Annotated in this window: 18 protein-coding genes; 6 read left to right on the plus strand and 12 right to left on the minus strand. The window is 64.0% G+C overall.

The features are described 5' to 3' along the window. A partial coding sequence (locus tag QZT63_RS04050) for a metal-dependent hydrolase (protein ID WP_290648807.1) occupies window positions 1–842 on the plus strand: 842 nt, incomplete at its 5' end. 19 nt (window positions 843–861) lie between these two features. Here QZT63_RS04050 and QZT63_RS04055 read toward each other — a convergent pair. Next, window positions 862–1,287 (minus strand): helix-turn-helix domain-containing protein, encoded by a 426-nt coding sequence (locus tag QZT63_RS04055; RefSeq protein WP_290648809.1) that lies wholly within the window; start codon window positions 1,285–1,287, stop codon window positions 862–864. Between the two features lie 200 nt (window positions 1,288–1,487). Here QZT63_RS04055 and merF point away from each other — a divergent pair, with 200 nt between their 5' ends. Both merF and merA read left to right on the plus strand, forming a co-directional pair. Then, a complete protein-coding gene (gene merF, locus QZT63_RS04060) occupies window positions 1,488–1,718 on the plus strand; it encodes a mercury resistance system transport protein MerF (RefSeq protein WP_290648811.1) in 231 nt (76 codons plus the stop codon). Window positions 1,719–1,755: 37 nt separating this feature from the next. After that, window positions 1,756–3,393 carry a mercury(II) reductase gene (merA, locus tag QZT63_RS04065; protein WP_290648812.1) on the plus strand — a complete coding sequence of 546 codons (1,638 nt, stop codon included), beginning with the start codon at window positions 1,756–1,758 and terminating at the stop codon, window positions 3,391–3,393. Between the two features lie 475 nt (window positions 3,394–3,868). Here merA and QZT63_RS04070 read toward each other — a convergent pair whose 3' ends face one another. The 5 genes from QZT63_RS04070 to QZT63_RS04090 form a co-directional block, all read right to left on the minus strand. Continuing rightward, the gene (locus tag QZT63_RS04070) at window positions 3,869–4,366 is read right to left on the minus strand and encodes a porin (protein ID WP_290648813.1); all 498 of its coding nucleotides are present in this window, start codon (window positions 4,364–4,366) and stop codon (window positions 3,869–3,871) included. A 279-nt stretch (window positions 4,367–4,645) separates the two neighbouring features. Beyond that, window positions 4,646–6,622, minus strand: coding sequence for a sugar-binding domain-containing protein (locus QZT63_RS04075; RefSeq protein ID WP_290648815.1), 1,977 nt, complete (start codon window positions 6,620–6,622; stop codon window positions 4,646–4,648). Window positions 6,623–6,837: 215 nt separating this feature from the next. Continuing rightward, entirely contained in the window at window positions 6,838–7,419 is a 582-nt protein-coding gene (locus QZT63_RS04080; RefSeq protein WP_290648817.1) for a DJ-1/PfpI family protein, read from the minus strand. Between the two features lie 68 nt (window positions 7,420–7,487). Continuing rightward, window positions 7,488–9,146, minus strand: a complete 1,659-nt coding sequence (gene glpD / locus QZT63_RS04085) for a glycerol-3-phosphate dehydrogenase (protein ID WP_290648819.1) — start codon at window positions 9,144–9,146, stop codon at window positions 7,488–7,490. A gap of 723 nt (window positions 9,147–9,869) precedes the next feature. After that, window positions 9,870–10,667 carry a DeoR family transcriptional regulator gene (locus tag QZT63_RS04090; protein ID WP_290648821.1) on the minus strand — a complete coding sequence of 266 codons (798 nt, stop codon included), beginning with the start codon at window positions 10,665–10,667 and terminating at the stop codon, window positions 9,870–9,872. Window positions 10,668–11,322: 655 nt separating this feature from the next. Between QZT63_RS04090 and QZT63_RS04095 the strand changes: the two genes are divergently transcribed. From QZT63_RS04095 to QZT63_RS04105, 3 genes are all read left to right on the plus strand, one after another. Further along, entirely contained in the window at window positions 11,323–11,487 is a 165-nt protein-coding gene (locus tag QZT63_RS04095; protein WP_290648822.1) for a hypothetical protein, read from the plus strand. 71 nt (window positions 11,488–11,558) lie between these two features. After that, window positions 11,559–13,061, plus strand: a complete 1,503-nt coding sequence (glpK, locus tag QZT63_RS04100) for a glycerol kinase GlpK (RefSeq protein ID WP_290648824.1) — start codon at window positions 11,559–11,561, stop codon at window positions 13,059–13,061. A 350-nt stretch (window positions 13,062–13,411) separates the two neighbouring features. Next, complete coding sequence (locus QZT63_RS04105) at window positions 13,412–14,167, plus strand: MIP/aquaporin family protein (RefSeq protein WP_290648826.1); 756 nt, start codon at window positions 13,412–13,414, stop codon at window positions 14,165–14,167. A gap of 43 nt (window positions 14,168–14,210) precedes the next feature. On the opposite strand, the gene QZT63_RS04110 is transcribed toward QZT63_RS04105, so the two are convergent. The 6 genes from QZT63_RS04110 to QZT63_RS04135 all read right to left on the minus strand — a co-directional run bounded on the left by QZT63_RS04110 (window position 14,211) and on the right by QZT63_RS04135 (window position 21,722). Then, window positions 14,211–15,737 carry a DUF3482 domain-containing protein gene (locus QZT63_RS04110; protein WP_290648828.1) on the minus strand — a complete coding sequence of 509 codons (1,527 nt, stop codon included), beginning with the start codon at window positions 15,735–15,737 and terminating at the stop codon, window positions 14,211–14,213. After that, window positions 15,737–17,314 (minus strand): DUF2868 domain-containing protein, encoded by a 1,578-nt coding sequence (locus QZT63_RS04115; protein ID WP_290648830.1) that lies wholly within the window; start codon window positions 17,312–17,314, stop codon window positions 15,737–15,739. Before QZT63_RS04115 ends, QZT63_RS04110 begins: the two co-directional genes overlap by 1 nt. A gap of 235 nt (window positions 17,315–17,549) precedes the next feature. Then, complete coding sequence (locus tag QZT63_RS04120; RefSeq protein WP_290648832.1) at window positions 17,550–18,344, minus strand: sulfotransferase domain-containing protein; 795 nt, start codon at window positions 18,342–18,344, stop codon at window positions 17,550–17,552. Window positions 18,345–18,488: 144 nt separating this feature from the next. Then, on the minus strand, window positions 18,489–19,592 hold the full coding sequence (locus QZT63_RS04125) for a glycosyltransferase (RefSeq protein WP_290648834.1): 1,104 nt from the start codon (window positions 19,590–19,592) through the stop codon (window positions 18,489–18,491). Beyond that, complete coding sequence (locus QZT63_RS04130) at window positions 19,585–20,706, minus strand: glycosyltransferase (RefSeq protein ID WP_290648836.1); 1,122 nt, start codon at window positions 20,704–20,706, stop codon at window positions 19,585–19,587. Before QZT63_RS04130 ends, QZT63_RS04125 begins: the two co-directional genes overlap by 8 nt. Beyond that, the gene (locus tag QZT63_RS04135; protein WP_290648837.1) at window positions 20,703–21,722 is read right to left on the minus strand and encodes a glycosyltransferase; all 1,020 of its coding nucleotides are present in this window, start codon (window positions 21,720–21,722) and stop codon (window positions 20,703–20,705) included. The genes QZT63_RS04130 and QZT63_RS04135 overlap by 4 nt, the downstream gene beginning before the upstream one ends. Window positions 21,723–21,882 lie beyond the last annotated feature (160 nt).

Genomic DNA, 21,882 nt, shown 5'->3' on the forward strand with positions numbered 1-21,882 from the left:
ACAGCCATTCGCTGCTGTTTGCCGTGGTTGCCGCCATGGCGCTGGGATGGGCAGCATCACGGCTGCATGCACGCACAGCCGTCCCGTGGCGTGCGTGGACGGGGATGCTTGGTGCGGCACTGCTCTCGCACATCGCACTCGATCTGTTCACCGTAGAAGGCGTCCACCTCTTTCTGCCCTTCCATGCCGAGCCTGTTGCCTTCGCGACGATCTCACTGGTGGATCCAGTGTATACCGTGCCTCTACTGGTGGCCGTTCTTGGCGCTGTCCTGTGGCGTCGCGCTGCTGGCGCGCGCCGTGTGTTCGCGATCGCGGGCCTCGGCCTGAGCACGCTGTATCTGGGCATGACCGTCGTGAACAAGGTGCACATGGAGCAGCATTTTCAGGCGCAGCTGGAGCATCAGGAGATCTCCTACGAGCGCCTTCTCGTACAGCCGACGTTGTTCAACAACGTGCTCTGGCGTGCCATCGCGCAGACCGATGAGGGGTACTATGTCGGGTTCCGCTCGCACCTGGATGGTACAGGGGGGGTTCGCTGGCGTTTCATTCCGCGGCATGAGGACAAGCTCTCGGCCATTGAGGCCGATCCTTCAGTCGATCGTCTGCGTCGGCTCACCCGCAACTGGTACGTGGTGGCGCGTGACGGCGACGGACTCATCGTGACCGATATGCGCTATGGCAATGCCCTGGAGTGGCGCGATGACGAGGGGGAACCCTGGTTCGCCTTTCGGTTGCGTCAACCCGGGGACGGTGTGGTGATCGAGCGCATTCCGTGCGGTAGCGATCTCGGTGACTACGGGGAGCGCCTGCAGGCATTGTTTGTCCGCATGCTTGGAATCTGAGCCCTGGTCCTGCGCGCCTTCATGGGTGCTGTTCAGAGGTCCCCGTCCGCGGTACCTCGAACAACGCCTCCAACATGGAACAATCAGGAGTATTGGCGCCCGTGCAGCGGCCGACCAGCTCGGCCAGGGCGTTCTCTACCCGGCGCAGATCAGCGATCTTGTCCCGCACCGCATCCAGGTGCTCCTGACCCAGCGCCTGCACCTCGGCGCAGGTGTAGGTGCCACCGTCGATCATGCGCAACAGGGCACGGACTTCCTCCAGCGAAAAGCCCAGATCGCGCATCCGTCGGATGAACACCAGGCGACGGCGGTGGCTGTCGCCATAGACGCGGTAGTTGTTCGAGGCCCGCGCCGGCGGTGGCAGGACACCGATGCGTTCGTAGTAGCGAATGGTCTCCACCTGGCAACCCGTCTCACAGGCCAACTGCCCGATACGTAGTTTCACGAATGCCTCGCTTGTTGACCCTTTAGCGACTACAGGGTCTATGATTCGGTCATTCCAGTCAACGACGCGGGCAGGCGATCCATGGCACGGCAAACAACCGACACCACGAAAGGGTTGTCAGAACACGTGGCCTCATCGAGGCGCTGACAAGCGCGACGGCCAACGCGGGCTTTCTTTCCAGCGTGCAGGAGTAACCGGCCATGAAGGACAAGACGCTGCTGCGCACCGGCATCATCGGCACCGTCATCGCTGCCGTGTGCTGCTTTACGCCGGTTCTGGTCATCGCCTTCGGTGCGGCGGGGCTCTCGGCATGGCTTGGCTATGCTGACTACGTCCTGCTGCCCGCGCTGGCGTTCTTCATGGGACTGACCGCTTACGCCCTCTACCGGAGACGCCGGTCGGCAGACTGTTGCGACACGGACAGCGCATGACACGTTCTCTCGACAAGCCGGCAGACCTGGAGTCCTGATGACGACACACGAACTGAAGATCACCGGCATGACCTGCGAGGGTTGCGCCATGAAGCTGCGTACCGGCCTCGAGCAGCTCGCCGGCGTTCATGCCCGGGTGAGCTACGAATGGGAACGAGCCACCGTCGAGGCGCCGGACGCGATCTCCCGGCGGCGTTTGCTCGAGCAGGTGCGCGCTGATGGGTATGATGCCGCGTTCGTCGATGACACCGACGCAACGCCGGTCCGGCGGAGTTCCTCCGGTCAGACCCATATCGCGATCATTGGCAGCGGTGGCGGTGCCTTCGCTGCGGCCATCCGCGCTGCCGAAGAAGGGACGCGGGTCACCATGATCGAGTCAGGCACCATCGGTGGCACCTGCGTGAACGTCGGCTGCCTCCCGTCAAAGATCACGCTGCGGGCAGCAGAGCTTCACCACCGTCGGGCCCATCACCCGTTCGAGGGCGTTCCCCGTGACGCCGGCCCGGTGGACCGCAGCGCCCTGCTGGCCCAGCTCCGCTGCCGGGTCGAGGAACTGCGCCAGTCCAAGTACGAAGGCATCTTGGCTGATGAACCCGCCATCGCGTTTCTCGCCGGGTGGGCCCGCTTCGAGGATGCACGCACGCTGGCCGTGGACGCGCCCTCGGGGGCGGTGCAGCGCCTGCAACCGGACCGCATCCTGGTTGCAACGGGCGCTTCGCCGGCCGTGCCCCCCATCGACGGACTCGCCAACACACCCTACTGGAGTTCCACCGAGGCGCTGTTCACCGACGAGGTTCCGGAACACCTGGTCGTGCTTGGAGGCTCGTTCGTGGCCCTGGAAATCGCCCAGGCTTATCGCCGTCTCGGCAGCGAGGTCACCGTGCTTGCCCGCAGTACGTTGCTCAGCCGGGATGATCCCGAAGTCGGCGCGGCCCTGCAATCGGCGCTTGTAGCCGAAGGTGTCCGGGTATTGACGCACACCAGTCCCCGAGAAGTCGCACACGACACCGAACGGTTCATCCTCACGCTCGACGATGAGGCCCTCACGGCGGACCGGCTGCTCGTGGCCACTGGCCGCGCACCCAATACCCGGGCGTTGAACCTCGACGCGGCCGGCGTGGAGACCGACTCGGGCGGGGCCATTGTGGTGGACAGCCACCTGCGGACCTCGGTACCGGACATCTACGCGGTCGGCGACTGCACGGCGATGCCGCAGTTGGTGTATGTGGCCGCCGCGGCCGGAACGCGGGCGGCCATCAATATGACCGGTGGTGACGCGGAGCTGGATCTATCCGTGGTGCCCGCAGTGGTGTTCACCGATCCCCAGGTCGCCACCGTCGGGCTCACGGAAAGTCAGGCCGAGGGGCAGGGCATCACGCCGGATGCCCGCCGCATCGACCTGGACCACGTGCCGCGGGCGCTTGCCAACTTCGACACCCGTGGGTTCATCAAGCTGGTCGCGGAGGCCCACACCGGGCGCCTGATCGGGGCGCAGGTCGTCGCCCACAACGCCGGGGAGATCATCCAGACGGCGGCGTTGGCCATCCGCAACCGCATGACCGTGGAAGACCTGGCGAACGAACTGTTCCCATACCTGACTCTGGCCGAGGGCATCAAGCTGTGTGCCCAGACGTTCTCGAAGGACGTGGCCAGGTTGTCGTGCTGTGCGGGGTGAGCTTATTGTTATCTATCAAGGGAGAGCGCAATGCCAAGCAACATGTTGGACGCAACAACCCGTCCAGGTGAAAAGTTCGGCTTACTCTCCCGCCGCAACAGGCAATGCGAGATGTAGGTTAAAGAATCTGCCGGCGGCCGAGTGCGAGGATGGTTTCGTCGCACTGCTACCGTGGAACCGGGGACAGAGCCTACCGGCTACCGAGCCCGCCAGCTAGGTGCGGTTGGTGGAGCGCTCAGTACGCTGGTGTAACCTTTGCTGTGTGACGGGTTGGCGGGTCGTAGGCGGTGCAGTCGCGCCCGACGGACTGCCACGGTTCGAGTTGGCCCAGCCGTCGGCGAGGCCCAAGCACGATGCAATCGTAGCAATGGGCTGAAAGTGATGAAACGGGCGCCCGCGTATTGTGGCAACCCGGTTCTGACTTGTGATTTCGGTAACCGAAGGCGATCGACTGCCTAGAAGTCGAGCTGCATGCCTACGGCGAAGAGGTCATAGTCGTCTTGGAAGTCCGACTCGCCTGCTGCAGTTCGCCCAGCAGCGTCAGCTGCGGGGTCAGCTGATAACGCGCGAACAGCATCCCCATTTGATTCTTCCCGGACGGGGCGCTGCCCACCGCGGTTGTGGTGGCATCCTGATCGGCTTCACCGTAGTTCACGCCCACCAGCGTGTTGCCGAAGGTGTAATCGAGCTCCACATACCACATGTCCGTATCCACCTCGGCGGCGTCAACGCCGCCGAGCCCGAACAGGCCCAGCTGGCCGATACCCTTGGTGTCAGTATATGCTGCGGTAAAACGTACCCCGGCTGCACTTACGCGACCACCGAATTCGTAGGCTTGGTACTCGTAGCTGAAGTCCGATTCAACGAGCTCAACCTCCTGGTAGAGGAAGCCGGTCCAATGCTTTGATGTATTGGCCTCTAACCGCGACAGCAAACGGCCTCGTGGCTCGATGATGTGCGGGGCATCGGTCACCGTCTATCCGAAAGGCCTCGACTCCTCGACGCCTGCCCCGGGCGCCAATCCCCGGGATGGCGGCACTACAGCACTGCAAGATGCGGACAACTCGATGGCGGGGGCCGTGAGCGCAGTCACAGCTTGGCTAGGCAGCCCGAAGGACGGCGCGGGTCGTGCCTAGCATGCGGCTCGAAAACCCGCCTTCATTGTCATACCAGGCGCAGACCTTCACGAATAATGGCGATGCGATAAACCTGCTTGCGTTCTCCATGCTGCCCAATCGCCGCGTGCCCGGGGTTACGTCCGCTCCCCCGCGACGGTTTCCAGGATCCGCCACGCGAAATCCAGGTCGGTCACCAGTACCGAGGCGAATCCGGCGTGCAAAGCGGCCAGGGCGGGGCGGACCCGATCGGGATCGGCGCCACACAAGAGCACGCTGGCCCCGCTCGCGGCCGCGTTGCGGAGTTGCTCGGCACTGATCCCCACGCGGTGGAAATACTGGGGTTCGAGTTCGGTGCCGTCCGCCTCCAGGAAAATGCCGCAGACCTCGCCGACGGCTTGCCCCTCCATCTGGGCGTAGAGGGCTGTCGGCAGCGTGGCGCCGGCGCCCAGTTGAGGCCGTACCGGGTCGCAGGTCAGCACCAGGGCATCCAGGTCGTCCCAGGAGCCGCCGCCGCTGTCGTCGCCGCAAATGCCGGTGGACTGGGAGAGGGTCGCGTCGCAAAAGGCGTATTGGGGCAACGACCCGGCCTCACCGCCGAAGTGCCGGGCCAGGCGCGCTGCACTTTGATTCGCTTCGTTGCGGGGGTCGGTGGTGCCCATGATCCCGACCAGCGGGGCGACACGCACGTTGCCGGGTCTCAGGAACTGCGGTGCCGCGACCGGGTGGGTCAGCTTGGGCTTGGCGTTGGCGTCGGCGAGCCACTCGGGCAGTTCGCTCAGAGTCGCGGTCAACTGATGGGCCTCGTAGCCCCAGGTCACGCCAACGCGAGCCGCAACGGAGCTTCCCCGCCGTTGCTCGGCGCGGTGGGCGACCAAGCCATGGAGGTACCAGGCGCCGCGCTCCAGCACGGCGCGCCACAGGCGCCCGGGTTTTTGAGCGCGCGTGGGCTTCTTGCCGTTGATGTCGGCGAGCACAAGTTCGACCCCCCAAAGGCGCTGAAACGCTTCGCTGACTGTTACGGGACTGGTCCAGCCGGCCTCCAGGCAGCGTTCCCAGGCTTGCGCCCAACGGCTCGCCGAGCCTGGATCGTGCAGCAGCATGACGTCGTGTTCCGGGATGCGGGTGGTGCGCTCCAGGAGCTGAATGTCGGCTTCGTGCTCCCGAGACACGTGGGGGTCTTCGAAGAAAATGACCTTGTGGCACGCATCCCGCAGAACGGCTTCGGCGATGCGGACGTCGCCGCCCTTGGGTCCGCTGGGTTGGGCCGCTACCCAGTGGTGCCCATCAAGGCGCTCGGCGAGCCGCGCACGGGCGGCTTCCGTTTCGGCGTTGCTTGCTTGGGCGGCCCGCAGCCGGGCAGGCACGTGGCCGAGTTGCTTGAAGGCCTGGGCTTCCGCCTCAAGGTCGTCCCAGACCTCGGCGAGTCGTCCTGGCCGTTCCCCATTGAGCAGTGCACCGGTGGTGCCGGTGGCCAACCTCCCACCGAAGCGCGCAATGAGGTCGAAATGAGCCTCGGCGAAGCGCAGCATGGCGCCCTTGCGGGTATCATGCGCGATCAGCGCCAGGGTCTGCGCTTGTAGTCCCGTTGCGGCTTCAGGCAGGAGGCGCTGCAGCAATTCGTGGCTGACGAAATGCCTGGTCGCGCTCGGGTGGGGTGTGCCTTTGGCGCGGCGGGTGGCACACCAGCTGAGCCCATACCATTCTGCTGCCGCGTGGTAGCTGGCCAGGAAGGTGGTTTCGGTGACGACACACTCGCGTTTGAGCGCGAGGCTGTCCGGGAACATGGACGTGGCGTCGCGGGGGTCGATGAGGTAAATGACCTCGTCGATCGGCTGTTCATCGCTGCTGGCCCCCTGGACGACGCGATCGGCGAGCGCCACCAGCCCGCCCTGGCGGCCAGCCGGCAGGCAGTACAGGTGCGGATAGTCCTGCAGGAGGCCGTAGCGCAGCAGGGCCCGATAGGTGCCCTCCACGGCATGGATTTGCGGTTGCAGCACCTCGCGCAGGTAGGGCTCCAGGGCTCGCACCAGACGGATTAAGGGGCTGGAGGGGCCTTCGCGTAGGGCGCGATTGGCCACCAGGCCGATGACGTGTTGGCGCTTGTTTGCCATGATGGAAATCTCCTCCTGCCCGGGATTCTCCGCAGTGCACACCAAGCCGGGCGCCAGTCAGACCCCTCGGGTGTCGGGTGGTCCGCGAGGCGCTGTCCCTGCGGTGGCAGGGCGCGACGGTGGCAACCGCCCGAGTGATCAAGGGACCCGCGCCAGCCTCGAGCTGGCGCGGGTGTTGGCCGGGAATCCCCCCATAGGGTTCCGCCGGCGGCCGACTACAACGTGATACGCGTGCCCAACGTTTGCAGAAACGCCGCCAGCCAGGCCGGATGCCCGGGCCAGGCCGGGCTGGTCACCAGATTACCGTCGGTTTCGGCTGCATCGACGGCGATATCGGCATAACTCCCGCCGGCAAGCCGTACCTCCGGGGCGCAGGCCGGGTAGGCAGCCACGCGCCGCCCCTCGATGACGCCGGCGCCGGCCAGGATCTGGGCGCCGTGGCAGACCGCGGCGATGGGCTTCTCGGTGCTTGCGAAGTGACGCACTATGTCGACGACCTGGGGGTCCAGGCGCAGGTACTCGGGCGCGCGTCCGCCGGGGACCACCAAGGCGTCGTAATCGGCGACGTTGACGTCGCTGAAGGTCGCGTTGAGGGTGAAGTTGTGGCCTTGTTTCTCGGTGTAGGTCTGGTCGCCCTCGAAGTCATGTATGGCGGTCTTGACCGACTGACCTGCCTCTTTGCCTGGGGAGATGGCGTCGACTTGGTGGCCGACCATCATCAGGGCCTGGAACGGAACCATTACTTCGTAGTCCTCGACAAAGTCGCCGACCAGCATCAGGATGCGTTTTGCAGCCATGGGTTTTCTCCTCTTTCGTGAGTATGTCAGGGCGTGACGCCCCGGTTTGCCTTGATTCAGGCCGGGGGTTAGCCGGCCGCCTCGCGGGTCTGTCGGGCCTCGGCCCCCTGTGGATGGAAGCGGGTGATATAGTCCCGATAGGTTGCGATTTCGCTGCGCGCGCGCTCAGCCGTCCAGCCCAGATAGTTTTGTCCCACTGCAGCAGCGGCTTCGACGGCGTCCAGCCCGGCGCCGGGGCCGATACCCGCCATGGTCCGGCGCATCAGGGCGTCGGTGAGCGTCTGCGCCATCTCCTCGCGGAACGCGAAGACAATTTCTGCAGCCAGTGCACCGGTGGCAGGACTGACGACCTTGCCCAATTCCGGCTCGGCACGGATCAAATCCACCACGCCTTGTGCGCGCACGCCGTATACCTCCACGAGCCGCCGTGCGGTGGCGGCTTTCAGTCCGCAGGTCCTCTCGAAGCTGTCACGGAATTGCGCCAGGTCTTCCGTCGTCCCGCCTGGCAAGGCCTGAGTTTTGGTGGGGCAGCGCGGCAGTTTCCAGTTTTTCGCCTTGCCGATTAGCTCCACGGCCTCCTCTGAAAGGTGTCGGTAGGTGGTGAGTTTGCCGCCGATCACCGACCACAATCCGTTGACCTCGCTGCCGTGACTCACGACCAGGTGGCGCCGTGTGATGGCGCCCGTGGAGCCTTTGCCGACGTGCGGCAACGGCCGCACGCCAGCGTAGGCATACAGCACGGAGGCGCGCGTGAGCTGGGCGGTAGGGATCATGCGGTTGGTTTCTGCCACCAGGTATTCGATTTCTTCTTCCGTGGGCTCCACGCGGCCAGGGTCGCCTTCGTAGCGCGTGTCGGTCGTGCCGATCAGGTAGAGGCCGTTCCAGGGCAGGGTGAAGTAGGGGCGAGCATCGGCTGCCGCCTCCGCATAGAGGGCCCGCGTCGGCGCCCCGGGAAAGGCTGACACCACGATGTGCGTGCCCTTGGTGCCGCCGATACGCTGGTCGAAACGCCGCCCTGAAGCGGTTAGGACCTGGTCCACCCATGGGCCGGCGACGTTGATGACCGCACCGGCGTAGGCCTGGTGACTGCCGCCGCCGAGGCGATCCTCGAACTCAACGCCTTGCACCGTGGAACTCGCCTCGTCGAGCAGGATGCGTCCGGCACGTGCGTAAGTGATCAGCTCAGCGCCGTTCTCCCGGGCGGAGAGGAGATTCTCCAGCACCAGCCGCTCCGGAAAAGTGACTTGGGCGTCGTAATACATGGCGGCCCCGCGCAGGCCCTCGGGGTTAAGCCCGGGTTCCTCGGCCAGCACCTTGTCGCGCTTAAACATACGATGGCGGGGAAGCGTCTTGTCGTAGGACAGGAAATCGTAGGCGATCATACCCAACCGCACCAGCAACGGCCCGCGCTTATTGGTGTTGTAGATGGGGATCAGCAGCGGAAGCGGGCGCACCAAGTGGGGCGCGGTGCGCAGTAGAATCTCCCGGTCCCGCAGCGACTCGCGCACCAAGCCCAGCTCAGCGTGCTCGAGATAACGCAGGCCGCCGTGGATCAGTCGGCTGTTCCAGCTCGATGTGCCGCTGCACAGGTCGTCCTGCTCCAGTACGAGCACCTTCAGACCCCGCAGGGATGCGTCCCGCGCGATGCCGGCCCCGTTGACACCTGCGCCGATAACAATGAGGTCGAAACGACGCTCGCTGAGGTCCTGGGGGATCCGTGATGTCATGATTCCATACTCCGTAGGCTGCACTTGCCGTCGATTACGCCGCCGGGTTTTGCGTCAGTGGCGTGCTGGTTGCTCTGTGTCCCCGGGAAGCGGCGGAGGCTGTTGGTGTACAAAAACCGCTGTCGTGTGGCCGGCAACAAGGGGGGAGAGCACGGACTGCCACCACGGGCATGGGCGCAGGCTGCGATAAGCCACCTCGCGTCGAGCCCGCGGGGAGGCGGATGCCCGCGATCGGGAATTTCGAGCGGGTTGAATGGCCAGTGAATCGTACTTGACCATGAATATTCTCCTCCTCTCTTCAGGCAGCTTGTCTCAGCCAGGCCATTGTTCTCGATCGCTTGGATCCATGGCTTATGGCCGGTCTTCGCGCCCTGCGCACAAGGTCCATCCGGCCAGCGTGCGTTTAAGTTCGTACACGATGAGCAGCGAACCATACACTCGCGACCTTATGCACACACAATAGTGCATAATATTTCGACTAGCAACATTATGAAACGATTCTTTTCGGTTCTGCTTACGCAGCGACTTGATGGCTCGTCGGCTGCTGCTCCGCTGCAACAGGGCGCTTGTGTACAGCCTCTCCACAGCGGCAGCCCGGTGGAGAAGGGACATCGTTCATCGCGGTGCTATTGGCTGGCGCTGTGCCACAGGCGGTTGCGGTTAGGCGCAATGCGGCCGCACTGAGCGATGATGGTAAGTCGTATCTCGCGCATAGTGCGACGCTCAGCCAGTGTACGATTCCTCGGGCTCGATGCCTGTCCCGGTGGCCGAGGCCACCTGCACCTTAACGCCCGCTTCCACGAGTACTGGGATCATGGCCGGTGGCGGGGATGCATCCGTGAACAGGACGTCGATCTGGGACAAGTGGCCGAGTTCCACCAGGGCGTCACGGCCAAACTTGCTGTGGTCGGCTGCCAGGAACACCCGTCGCGAATGGGCGAGGATAGCCTGGGACACGCGCACCTCGCGGTAGTCGAAGTCGCGCAGGGTGCCGTCCGAGTCGATGCCGGAGATGCCGATGACGCCGTAGTCCGCCTTGAATTGGCGGATGAAATCGATGGTCGCCTCACCGGTCACACCGCGGTCCCGCCCGCGAACCAGGCCGGAGGTAATGACGACTTCGGATCTGGGGTCGTCGCAGAGCATGGTCGCCACATTGAGGTTGTTGGTGATCACCCGCAGCCCGGCGTGCCCCGTCAAGGCCGCGGCGACCGCCTCGGTGGTGGTGCCGAGGTTAATGAACAGCGATGCTCGGTTGGGTATGTGCTCGGCGAGCAACGCCGCGATCCGCTGCTTCTCCGGCAGAAGAAGGCCGCAGCGGGCGATATAGGCCACGTTCTCGGCGCCGGAGGCCGGCGCTACGCCGCCGTGGTAGCGCCGCACCAGGCCCTCGTCGGCGAGCGCATTCACGTCTCGGCGAATCGTTTGCGGCGTGACATCAAACGTCTGCGCGAGGTCCTCAATCGAGCTGAACCCTTGCTCTCGGACCGTCCGGACGAGCTCGTTCTGCCGAAAGTTCATGATCGAACACCTCCTGGCATGGTGACCAGCTCGCGCGGGGTGACGTGCTCACTCCGGCGGTCGCGATGATTCTTTGCCAGATCGGGGGGTGCACCGATCCCGGTTGTGCGTGGCATGGCCGATCTCCTAATCCATGGCATTTGGGGGCCGACACGTTAGGCTAACCCATTGATCTCAAAGGCGCCATTGTCGTATTCGGCGCGTGTCTGGCGCAACGCTCCGCGGCTCCTCGTGGGTGCTGACCGCTGTGCTGTGAGCATTGCCATTCGTAAGTATTCAGAAATTTTCGCCTTGACCTTCATGTTGATGGTGTTATCTTTCATGTTAAACCAAGGAAGAAAAAACTCGAGCATGCAGAGTGCCAGTTTTACATACACTGTGCAGGTGACCGCAAGTAGCCCGGGGCAGCCACGGGATGGGGATGACTCAGGACGCGACCACTCCCAGAGCGAACAACGTGTGTCAAGACGGCGCGGCTGAAGACTTGGATGGGGTGGCAACGAAGACACGGCACTGTCCGCGTCGCCACAGGGCGAAGGCACTTCACTTCACGGGGTACCGAGCAAAACTGGAGCACCCTAGTGAGATCGAGGAAGAGCAGGGGCTACACCCTGTCGTTTCACAATAAGGGCAACAACGCGAGGAGAAGACTGCAATGGCACCATTTCTTAAGGAAATCATCGGAACGATCATCCTGTTCGTCGCCACCAATCCGCTGGCGACGGTGATCGCCCTTAGCGTCATTGTGATCAGTGTGGCTACTGCGGTGGCAGCGGCGCGGCGTCGAGCAACCCTCGTGACATCGGAAACAGCGCCCTAAGTAAGGGCGGTTGCGCTTCACCAGCACTATCCACCTCGGGTGGAAAACCAACGAATCGGAGGAGTTGAACCATGGCCAATCAATACATCCTGGCGTTTGATCAGGGTACGACCAGCTGCCGCGCCATCGTGTTTGATCGCGATGCGAACATCGTAGGCACCGCCCAGAAGGAATTCACCCAGCACTACCCCACCCCCGGCTGGGTCGAGCACGATGCCATGGAGATTTGGGGCTCGCAGATGGGGGTTGCCCGCGAGGTCCTGGAAACCCACGGGATCAAGCCCTCCGAGGTGGCAGGTATCGGCATCACCAACCAGCGTGAGACCACGGTGGTTTGGGACCGCAACACCGGTAAGCCTGTGTACAACGCCATTGTCTGGCAGGATCGCCGCACGGCAGCCCTGTGCGACGAGCTCAAGGCCCGCGGTCTCGAGGACTACATTCGGGAGACAACGGGTCTGATGGTTGATGCCTATTTCTCCGGCACCAAGGTTCGCTGGATCCTCGACAACGTCGAAGGGGTTCGTGAGCGCGCCGAGCGCGGCGAGCTGTTGTTCGGGACGATGGACACCTGGCTAGTGTGGAACCTCACCCGCGGCGAGTGCCATGTCACCGACTACAGCAACGCCTCGCGCACCCTGCTCTACAACATCCGCACGCTGGAATGGGACCAGAAAATGCTGAGTGAGCTGGGCATCCCGGCATCCATGCTTCCGGAGGTGCGGCCGTCCAGCGAGGTCTACGGCACCACCGGAGCCGAGATGTTCGGCGGCGCACGGGTTCCCATCGCCGGGATTGCGGGTGACCAGCAGGCTGCGTTGTTTGGTCAGACGTGCTTCGAGAAGGGCATGGTCAAGAACACCTACGGCACAGGCTGCTTCCTGCTGATGAACACCGGCGAGACACCGGTGGTGTCGCAATCGGGCCTGTTGACCACCATCGCCTGGGGCCTGGATGACAAGGTGGAGTACGCCCTGGAGGGTGCCATTTTCATCGCCGGGGCCGCCATCCAGTGGCTGCGTGACGAGCTTAAGCTCATCGACTCCGCGGTGGACTCCGAGTATTACGCCACCAAGGTGAAGGACTCCGGTGGTGTTTACGTGGTGCCAGCCTTTGCGGGCCTGGGCGCCCCCTACTGGGATATGTACGCCCGTGGCGCCATCTTCGGGCTCACCCGTGGCACCCGCAAGGAGCACATCACACGGGCCACGTTGGAGTCCCTGGGCTATCAGACCAAGGACGTGATCGACGCCATGCAGGCCGATTCCGGGATTACCCTGAAAGCCCTGCGCGTGGACGGCGGTGCGGTGGCCAACAACGTGATCATGCAGTTCCAGGCGGACATGCTGGGGGTTAACGTGGAGCGCCCGATGATCACCGAGAGCACCGCTCTGGGTGCCGCCTACCTCGCAGGCATCGCTGTCGGGGTCTGGACCAAGGATGAGGTCAAGAATAAGGGCGCCCTTGACCGAACCTTCGAGCCCAACATGGACCCGGCCCTCCGGGATAAGTATTACAAGGGCTGGAAGAAGGCGGTCAAACGCACCATGAGCTGGGAGAAGGACGAGGAGTAGCCGTAATAGCCACGGCAGAGCGCCCGAAGAGAACGAGCGCTCCTGCGTGGCGACCACGTTCAAGCGAGTCTGCCGCCAATTAATGCACTGACCAGCCGAGCGTCGCGGCGAATGCGTGCCGGAAGACGCCGTGGAGCGCTGTGTCCGAGAACGCCTGGGTCGGGTTCACCGAAGGGGAGGCCAGGGCGCAGGGTGTGAAGGTGCGCAAGCGCCGCCCTGAGGGCACATAGCCCGGCGATCATAAAGAAGCAGAAGGTGGTGCCCTGCGTCAGTTGAGCAGGCGGATGCGGCAAATGTGGTTAATTTGAACCAATCAGTTCAGAAATCGCAATTTTTTGGAGGTATTTTCCATGGTCTATCTTGGGGAGTTCATTGGTACCGCAATCCTGATCCTGCTCGGCAACGGGGTCGTCGCCAACGTGGTCCTGAAGGGCACGAAGGGTAACAATAGCGGATGGATCGTCATTGCCACCGGCTGGGGAATCGCCGTTGCCATGGCCGTGTACGCGATGGGTTGGTTGAGTGGAGCGCACATCAACCCTGCCGTCACATTCGGCCTTGCGGTTGGCGGCCAATTCGATTGGGCGCTCGTGCCTGGCTATTTTCTGGCGCAGGTCGCCGGTGCCGCGTTTGGCTCGTTTCTCGTTTACCTTTGCTACTACCAGCACTGGGCGCTCACCGACGACCCTACGCTGAAGCTCGCGGCGCATTCCACGATCCCCGCAGTGCGCGGTTATGGTCCCAACTTCCTCACCGAGGTCATCGGCACGTTCATGCTCGTCTTCGGCATCTTCGCCATTGTCATCGGAGGCGGTCAGGCGTTCGGCGAAATGGCGACCGTGGATCTCCGGGACGCCTGGACCGCCGGCATGTGGCCCCTTGTGGTCGGTTTCCTGGTGTGGGGTATCGGTCTTTCACTGGGTGGCCCAACGGGGTACGCAATCAACCCGGCTCGCGACCTCGGACCGCGAATCATGCATCAGTTGCTTCCGATTCCTGGCAAGGGCACGTCCGACTGGGCGTACAGCTGGGTGCCGATCGTGGCGCCACTGCTCGGCGGTGGGCTGGCCGGGATCGTATGGCTGGTCTTTTCCCCGGCCCTCTAGCCCTAGAGCCCTACCAAGCGATGCGCATAGCCAATCGCGCGTGTTATGAGTCAGGAGCCGGAACCGCCTGAAAGAGGCGGTTCCGGAGTGATTTCAGTGCCTTCTCTCTGGCATCGGACGTGCTGCTGGGAAACCCGACCGATACCGACAGGGAACCGCCGTCCCCCGGCGTCTGCTCTGGATGGCCCTGCGACGCCGGCTCAAGGCCATGGTGTTGTCCTGCGTGATAGGTCGACCAATCCGGGCTGTCCCGGGCGCGCATCAGCTCCTTTGGAAGTGTACGCCCGAAGGGCGCCACAGCGTGGGCATTGGTCGTGTTGACGGCATTCATGCTCGCATGCCCGCGCAATTGCAGGGTGGCAATGAGCTGAAGATTGCGCAGGGCAATGAGCCGGATTACGGCCTCGCTCACCTTCAGTACCTCGATGCCATAGGCGTAGCGGCTGAAGGTGCTCCGGAGCATTTTTCTCCCGGCGATTCCTGCGCCCAACAGCCCGCCGGCGACGGTGCCGGCGCCGAGTAACGTGCCACCTGTTGATGCGTCGAGGGCGCTGCCGGCCAGCGCCCCGCTGGCGACGGGGCCCATGGACTTGACGCCGTAGTAGCGCAGGGTGCTCTCGGAGAACGGATCGCTCTGCCACTGCCAGGCCTGAATGTCGTCATGGACTCGGTCGCCCAGGAGTTCGGGCGCGTAGTTGAACGCCTTGAGGATATCGTCCATGAGCTGCTGCTCGCGCCAGTGGACGAAGTGGCGCATACGGCGCTCGGCGGCGTTTCTTCGCTCAATGGAATCGACCGGCGCCGTGTCCTGGCACGCCGCGCAATCAATCAGCGCCGTGGCAAGCGCCATGGTCGCTGCCTCGAGTCGCCAGTCCGCCTCCCGGGCACGGCTGGCGATGAGCGCCTCAAGGGCGCGCTCGGATGACGGCAGAATCAAGCCGAGGCTCTTGTAAAGGCGGTGTTCGGCGTCCCATCGATACACGACCGCGTCGAAGCCGACGATGACCTGATGCCCCTGCCTGCGCAGCGCTTCGCGCCACTGTGTCTCCCGGCTCGCCTGGCAGGCCGTGAAGTTAAGCAGGGGCAACAACGGCCGCCCGCAGCTGGCTAGAATCAGGAGTTCGTCGAGGTACTTCTCCAGCACCGGCTCCCGGGCGTCGATGACATAGATGCAGGCATCGCTTGCCAGGATCTGGTCGAGCACCCGCAGCTCCTGCTCGTAGCGACTGCGCATGGCGGCGCTGTCGAGCATGGAAAGGAGGACCGTGGCATTGTCGTGGCGGTTGCGGCGCGCGTTTTCCAGTGTCTCGACGAGTTCGGTCGAGTTCTCCAATCCGGGGGTGTCGTAGCAGGTCACCCGGATGTCGGGCGTGTCGATCAAGGGCAGCGGCTGTACTTGCTGGGTAGTCGATGGCGAGGATGACACCTCCCCGTACGTCGCGGTGCGGCCCAGCGTCCGCAGCAAAGACGTCTTCCCCACGTTGGTGTGGCCCGCCACCACGAGGTGCAGGTCGTGGCCGGTTCCTGCACCTGGGTCTGCGTTCCTGTCCTGCATGTCGGTGGTTGCCATTACTGGGTTGCGTTGGGTGCGGCGTTGGGTGCAGTGGTGAACAACATGGACTCCAGCTCCCTTTGGCTGATGTGCCGCAACCGCTTCCAGTCTGCAACCAGTGTTGCCGTGACCCCGGCGCGCTGTGCCCGCTCGATCCAGTCCTGTTCGCGCCGATCCCCATCCTCCCCGCGCGCGGTCAGTCGGTCGACTTCTGTGATAATCATCAGTACCGGCACACTTGCGGCGCACGCAATCGCGGCGAGTTGCTCCGTCGCCCCTCGGTCGGGCGTTCGCACCATCGACACCGCAACCACCACAAAAGCAGGCCGTGGGGACAGGGCCTCCAGCTTTGCAAGCGTCCGCCTGGCATCCGCGCGAGTCGTGATATGCCCGAGCGTCATGCACTGCCAGTGGTCAGTCGTGGGAGGCCAGCCATCCGGGTCGTCCAGCTCCAGGGCGATGAGCGCAAAGGATGAGCCGCTGCCACGCGTCTGTGGGGGAGCAATCGGTGTCTCGCGTTGCAGCACGTCTGGCGGTCGCTGGCCCAGGGGGCGGTCAGCGCCTTCGGCGCGGCGCAGTGACAGTAGCAAGTCCTGGAAGAACGGGTGACCCGTATCAAGGGTTAACTGACGGCTCAGCCGCCGCAGGCGCAGTGCGTATACGGCCCCGAGGAGCAGGCGCGGACCCAGGCCGTACACCGCTAGCGCGGTGACCAGGAACCACCCCCAGGCGGCCCTTGAGGATGTGCCGGCCTCGGTGCCGATGCGCGCATCGTGGATCATCTCGCCGGTGGGCGCCGGTGCGCCCAGCATGCCGGGGATCCAGCCGATGCCGCGCAGGAGGGCATCGATCTGCGCGTCGGCAAGTATTGTTGTACCCCAGACAAAGTCATACTGGACAAAGACCAGTAGAATCCAGCAGCCGAGCAACGCCCCAAGCGAGAAGGCTACCCAGAACAGGTGGGAGTAGAGCGCGGCAATGCATCGGCCAAGCGTGGCTTCGCCCAGCTGGCGTGTAAGGGCCCTGAGTGCCGCCTGCCGGTTGATCGCGGTCTCCGGGTGAGCCGGTGACATCCTGGAAATTAGCCGTGATGTTGCCACCAGAGCCCGGCCGATTGGTGCACGCCAGGACCCTGGAGCGGGCGCCTTTGCCGTCGGGGGAGGGGGTGCCCCCTGGAATAGCGCCCGAAGTCCACCGGCCAGCGGGCGCCAGACGGGGGTCAGGGCAAGCACCATCGCCAGGATAACAAGGCCGAGGAGGGGTGGTCCCGCGAGCAGCGTCAGCGCCAGCAGAATATCGATCGTCTCTCCGCTGCTCGCCTGGATTGCGGTCCGACTTGCGGCCCATCCCAGGAACAAGGCAACGACGAGCAAAAAGGCACCGGCCTGCCGAAGGCTGCCGATGATGCTGTCGTTGGCCTCTTTGAGACCCTCGCAGGCGCGGGCGTTGGCAACCAGGGCCAGAAGCCGCGCTTGTGGGTCACCGTGGACCTGCAGTGCCGCTTCCTTGGCGCGATCATCGCCCAGCAGGAGATTTCGCCCGTTCGGGTGCTGCCGCACGGTCTCGGCGAGAAGCAGCTTGTCCAGGCGGGTCATCACCAGATGGATCCTCTTCAATAGCTAAAACTGTCGCATGCCGCCAGGTTTGCCGTACTCAGGTCATTCGGCACCCGTGTTGGTTAGGTAAAGCCTCAACCGGCCGCGGCACGCTGATCCGGATGGGCGCAACCGGCCCGACGTCGTCATAGGGCCCCGGGGTGGCCCATTGCTGGCTGATCGGTGCAGGCCAATCATGATGACTGGCGGTTGAGCGGCCGGGTAGCGTCGACTGTCACAGTTTGTAGAAGGCGTAATCGTCGTGGAGTCGCGCGCCAATCAAGCGATCTACATGCGCGATTTCAGGCGGCTCCAGGTGATCGACATAACCGCCGATCCGGCCTTCCCGGGTCTTGTAGGTGCTTTGGTCGTCGACGTCGCGCGGAGCCAGACGGCCACTGCCCAGCGCGTTAGTGGATTCCAGCCGCCGCATGTTCTCGAAAGTGCAGGCATCGACCGCAGTCTGCAGTGTCTCAGTGCTAACGCCTTTGATGCCAACGAAGCGTACCAGTCGTTCCAGCTCGCGCGTTGCATCAGCATGTAGATTCTCGTAGGTCAGGAGCAGAAAATCATCCGGTATCCCTCGGTTCTCGGCCCAGATGTTGTAAAAGGCGATATTGGTCTCGATGCTGCCCACAGGTTCGTAGACGTACTCCCTTATTGTGCCGTGGAAGTTGATGTTGCGCTTGGTCTTCTGGAAGTATGCCGAGACGGTGACATCGCGCGGATCGCGCACGAGGAAAACGACCTTGCTGCCGCGGTAAAAGGACTTGTCCGTTTCCACCTCCTCCGCACGCTGGAATTCCGGGCCTCCATCGTGGTGCTGCAATATCAAAGGGAGATCACGGCACTTGCGCGTGTAGCGGCGAAGTTTCAGGGGATTATCGATGGACACTCCATAATGCAGCTCGATTACCTTGGAGAGCATGAGAACGAGCCATGTACGGCCACACTTCGGAAACGAGACGATATGAATGTCCGCGCGGCGCATCAGCCAGTTGCGACGCAGGCGCTTCCAGTAGTCGTGCATGTCCAGGTGCCTCCATATGGCTGAGCGCGGGAGCCTTACGCCTGATGTGTGGGTGATAGAAAACGCCACAATGATACTAATGTTCCACCGGTCGGTGTTGGAACGCTCAGATCGTGCCTGTCTTGGGCAGCAGAGGCCCCGCGATTAGGGACCGATAATGGCGTTGAGGTACGCGCGCGCGCTCGCGCTCGCCTCGTGCTCGGTAATCAACCCCGACAAGGTCTGTGGTGAGAGCGGGTCTTTGAGCATGTTGAGAAGCTGCCTGGCCAGCGCCTCGTGGTCACCGACGGCAGCCAGCGCCCGTGCGCCCATGGGCTGGAGCACCTCGGCCGGCCCGGAGGGGCAATCCGTCGATACCACAGGCGTGCCGCAGGCAAGCGCCTCGACAATGACCGCAGAGGCGCCTTCCCGGCGCGATGAGAGTGCGAACACCGCCGCGCGGCGCATGTACTGATAGGGGTTGGCTGCAAATCCGGGCATGTCCAGCGCGTCCGCGACGCCAAGCTCCACGGCGAGTGACGACAGTCTGCCGCGTTCCCCTCCTTCGCCCAGAATCACCAGCTTGCAGTCGATCTCCTCCCGGACGCACGCGAATGCACGGATGAGAGTGGCGAAGTCCTTGCGTGGCTCGAGGGAGCCCGCGCCCAGAATGATCGGGGGTTGCCCGGCCGCGAACCAGGGGTGGTCGGGCGTGTCCGCGGCCATACGGTGGAGCTGCGCATTGACCAGCGGGTTGCGAATCACATGCAGGCGCTCGCGACGGACGGTGGCAATCTGCACCAAGTCCTCGCCGACGCCTTGCGAGGGCGCAATCACGGCGTCAGCCGTCGGATACCAGTGACGCATGGAGCGGAACAAGCGCTCACGCTGCGCGGGCCGCATCTCGGCGCCCATTGCCGTCAGCGACATGCCCATACGAATGGCAACGCGCGCCGGGATCCCCGTCAGGCGGCGGGCGAGCAGCGCAGCGCGGTTGAGCTGGTGGTTCGCGGTGAGAAGCGCCGTGGGGCGATGGCGGAGCAGGTAGGGGATCAGCGCGGGGAACACCAGCTTCTTGGTGCGAACGGGTAGGCGAACAATCCGAATGGAACACGGCAGCGCTTCGGGAATTGATGGTCCATGGCCGCCAATGACCAGCAGATCGAAGGCGGCGCCGCTGTGCGCGAACTCGGGCAGCAGATTGTGGATGACGCGGTCGACGCCGCTATGGCCCGAGGTCGCGAACAGCAGGGCAACGCGCTCAGGCATCGCGAGGAGCCCCTCTGGGGTGCAGCCCGAGGACATCCAGGTACTCCTCGGCGATCCGATCACTCCGGAAGCGCTGCGCGGCCTCCCGTAAAGCCGCGCCGTTGGGAGGCGCATCGAGCGTGTCCCGGATCGCGCGCGCAAGCGCGCACGGGTCACCGACGGGGACCAGCGCGCCATGCCGCCCCCCCTCCAGAATCTCGGCGGGTCCGCTGGGGCAGTCGGTCGAGACGAGCGGCGTTCCCACCGCCATCGCCTCGATCAGCACATTGCCGAGTCCCTCGTAACGGGAGGACAGGACGAACAGGCTGGCACCCGCCATCCAGGGAATGGGATCCTGAACGTAGCCTGGCAGGAGCACATCGCCAGCGATGTCGAGTGCGGCCACTTTGGATTCGAGCGCGCGCCGCTCCGGGCCTTCGCCGAGAATGACGAGCCGGGCCGGGTGTTCGCGGCGGACGATCGCAAACGCCTCCAGCAACGTGGCGAAGTCCTTGGAGGCGCTCAGGCGGCCGGCGCCGAGGATGACCGGCACCTGCGCGCCAGGACGGAACCATGGATGGTCGACCGCGATCGCGGAGCGGCGCAGCAGCGCGGGGGTGACGACCGGGTTGTAGATCAGCCTGATTTTCTCCGGCGGGAAGTGGAACTTCGAGATCAGGTCGTCCCGCACCCCTTCGGAGATGGCGATAATCCGGTCGGCATAGGGGTAGAGCCACTTTGCCGCGCGCCGTTTGCCGCCGCGTCGCAACGTCTGGCTCAGCGTGTTGGTGACTTTCACCACCACGCGCACGTCGTGTCGCGCAAGAATCCGGGCCAGCACGGCGACCTTGGCCGCATGGTCCTTCGCCGTCAGTACGGCCTGTGGCCGGCTCGCACGCAGGTACCGGATAAACCTTGGAACCGCATCCAGCTTCCCGCGGGTCTGCAGGTCCACAATGCGAACCTCCGGGGGAAACTCATGGGGATACGGCACCTGGCCACCCCGGGTGAGGAGAAACTCCACGCCAACTCCCCGCGCGACGAACTCCCGGCAGAGATCCACCAGGTTCCGTTCGATGCCACCCCATTGCTTGAGCGGTGCGAGAATTGCCAGGAGTGGCGGCGCATCACTCATCGCCCGGCGCCTCGCGCCCCAGGGGGCAATTCGAAGATCTCCAGATGCCGCCGCGCCGAGGTCTGCGCGGTAAACTCTGAGACAGCCTCGTCGGAATCGAAGACGGGGTGGTCGCCATCCAGGGCGCGGCGAATCGCCTGGGTCAATGCCTCGGTGTCGGCTGGTGGGACGAGATGACCGTAGCGGCCACCATCGATGATTTCTGCCGGCCCGCTGGGGCAGTCCGTCGCCACGACCGGAACATCCAGCGCTAGCGCCTCTGCGAGCACATTGCCGAAACCCTCCCAGAGCGAGCACAGGACAAACACATCGGCCTTCGCCATCCAGGCGTAGGGATTGCCCACGAAGCCGGGCATGGACAGCCAGGCTTCGCCGTCGCCATAATCATCCGCGCGCTCCTGTAGTGCCTGTCGAAGGGGACCATCCCCGAGAATGATCAATCGAACACTGCGTTCGCGACGCAACCGCGCCACGGCATCAACCAGGCGGCTCTGATCCTTTTGCGGCGCAAGGCGCCCGGCCGTGAGCACGACCGGAATGTCCGTATCGTTGCACAGCCAGGGATGGTCGACGCCTTCATCGCCGAGCTCGCGATGCCGTGGAGTGACGACACCGTTATAGATGCGGTGGACTGGTACGCCTGATAGTCCGATTGTCTCGAGGGAGGGCAGTGAGCGCATGCGCGCGACAATGATGTTGGCCAAGTGCGCGGTCGACATGATCACCTTCGGGCGCACCCGCCGTAGATGCCACCATAACGCCGGAAGCGTCGTCCATTTACTGCGGGTGCCCAGATCAACGAACGAGACCATATGGCCGATCTCGTCGGGGTAAAAGCAGGTGCCGCCGCGATAGCTGATGATTTGCACAGACAAACCGAGCCCCACCCAAACCTTGATGACATTCGCAAGGTGCCGCGGAACACCCCCTTCAGCCGGAAAGGCTCCGAACAAGGCGATATCGATGCCGTGTTGCTGTCCCGTTGCCACACCCTCTTGGTCGAGTTGTGCTGTCATTGTCGCAGGCGAGCTGACCGGTCAATTGGTCCAAAGTCTTTACGTCCACGCGATACGGCGGACGCGCATGGCAATGCTATTGGGAGCTGAGAGGGTATCCTATGACGTCTCGGCTGGCGAGCAGTGCCATGGCACCGTCGTGCCCCCTGGTCATCTTGGG

The organism is Aquisalimonas sp., assembly GCF_007120195.1.
Lineage (GTDB): Bacteria > Pseudomonadota > Gammaproteobacteria > Nitrococcales > Aquisalimonadaceae > Aquisalimonas.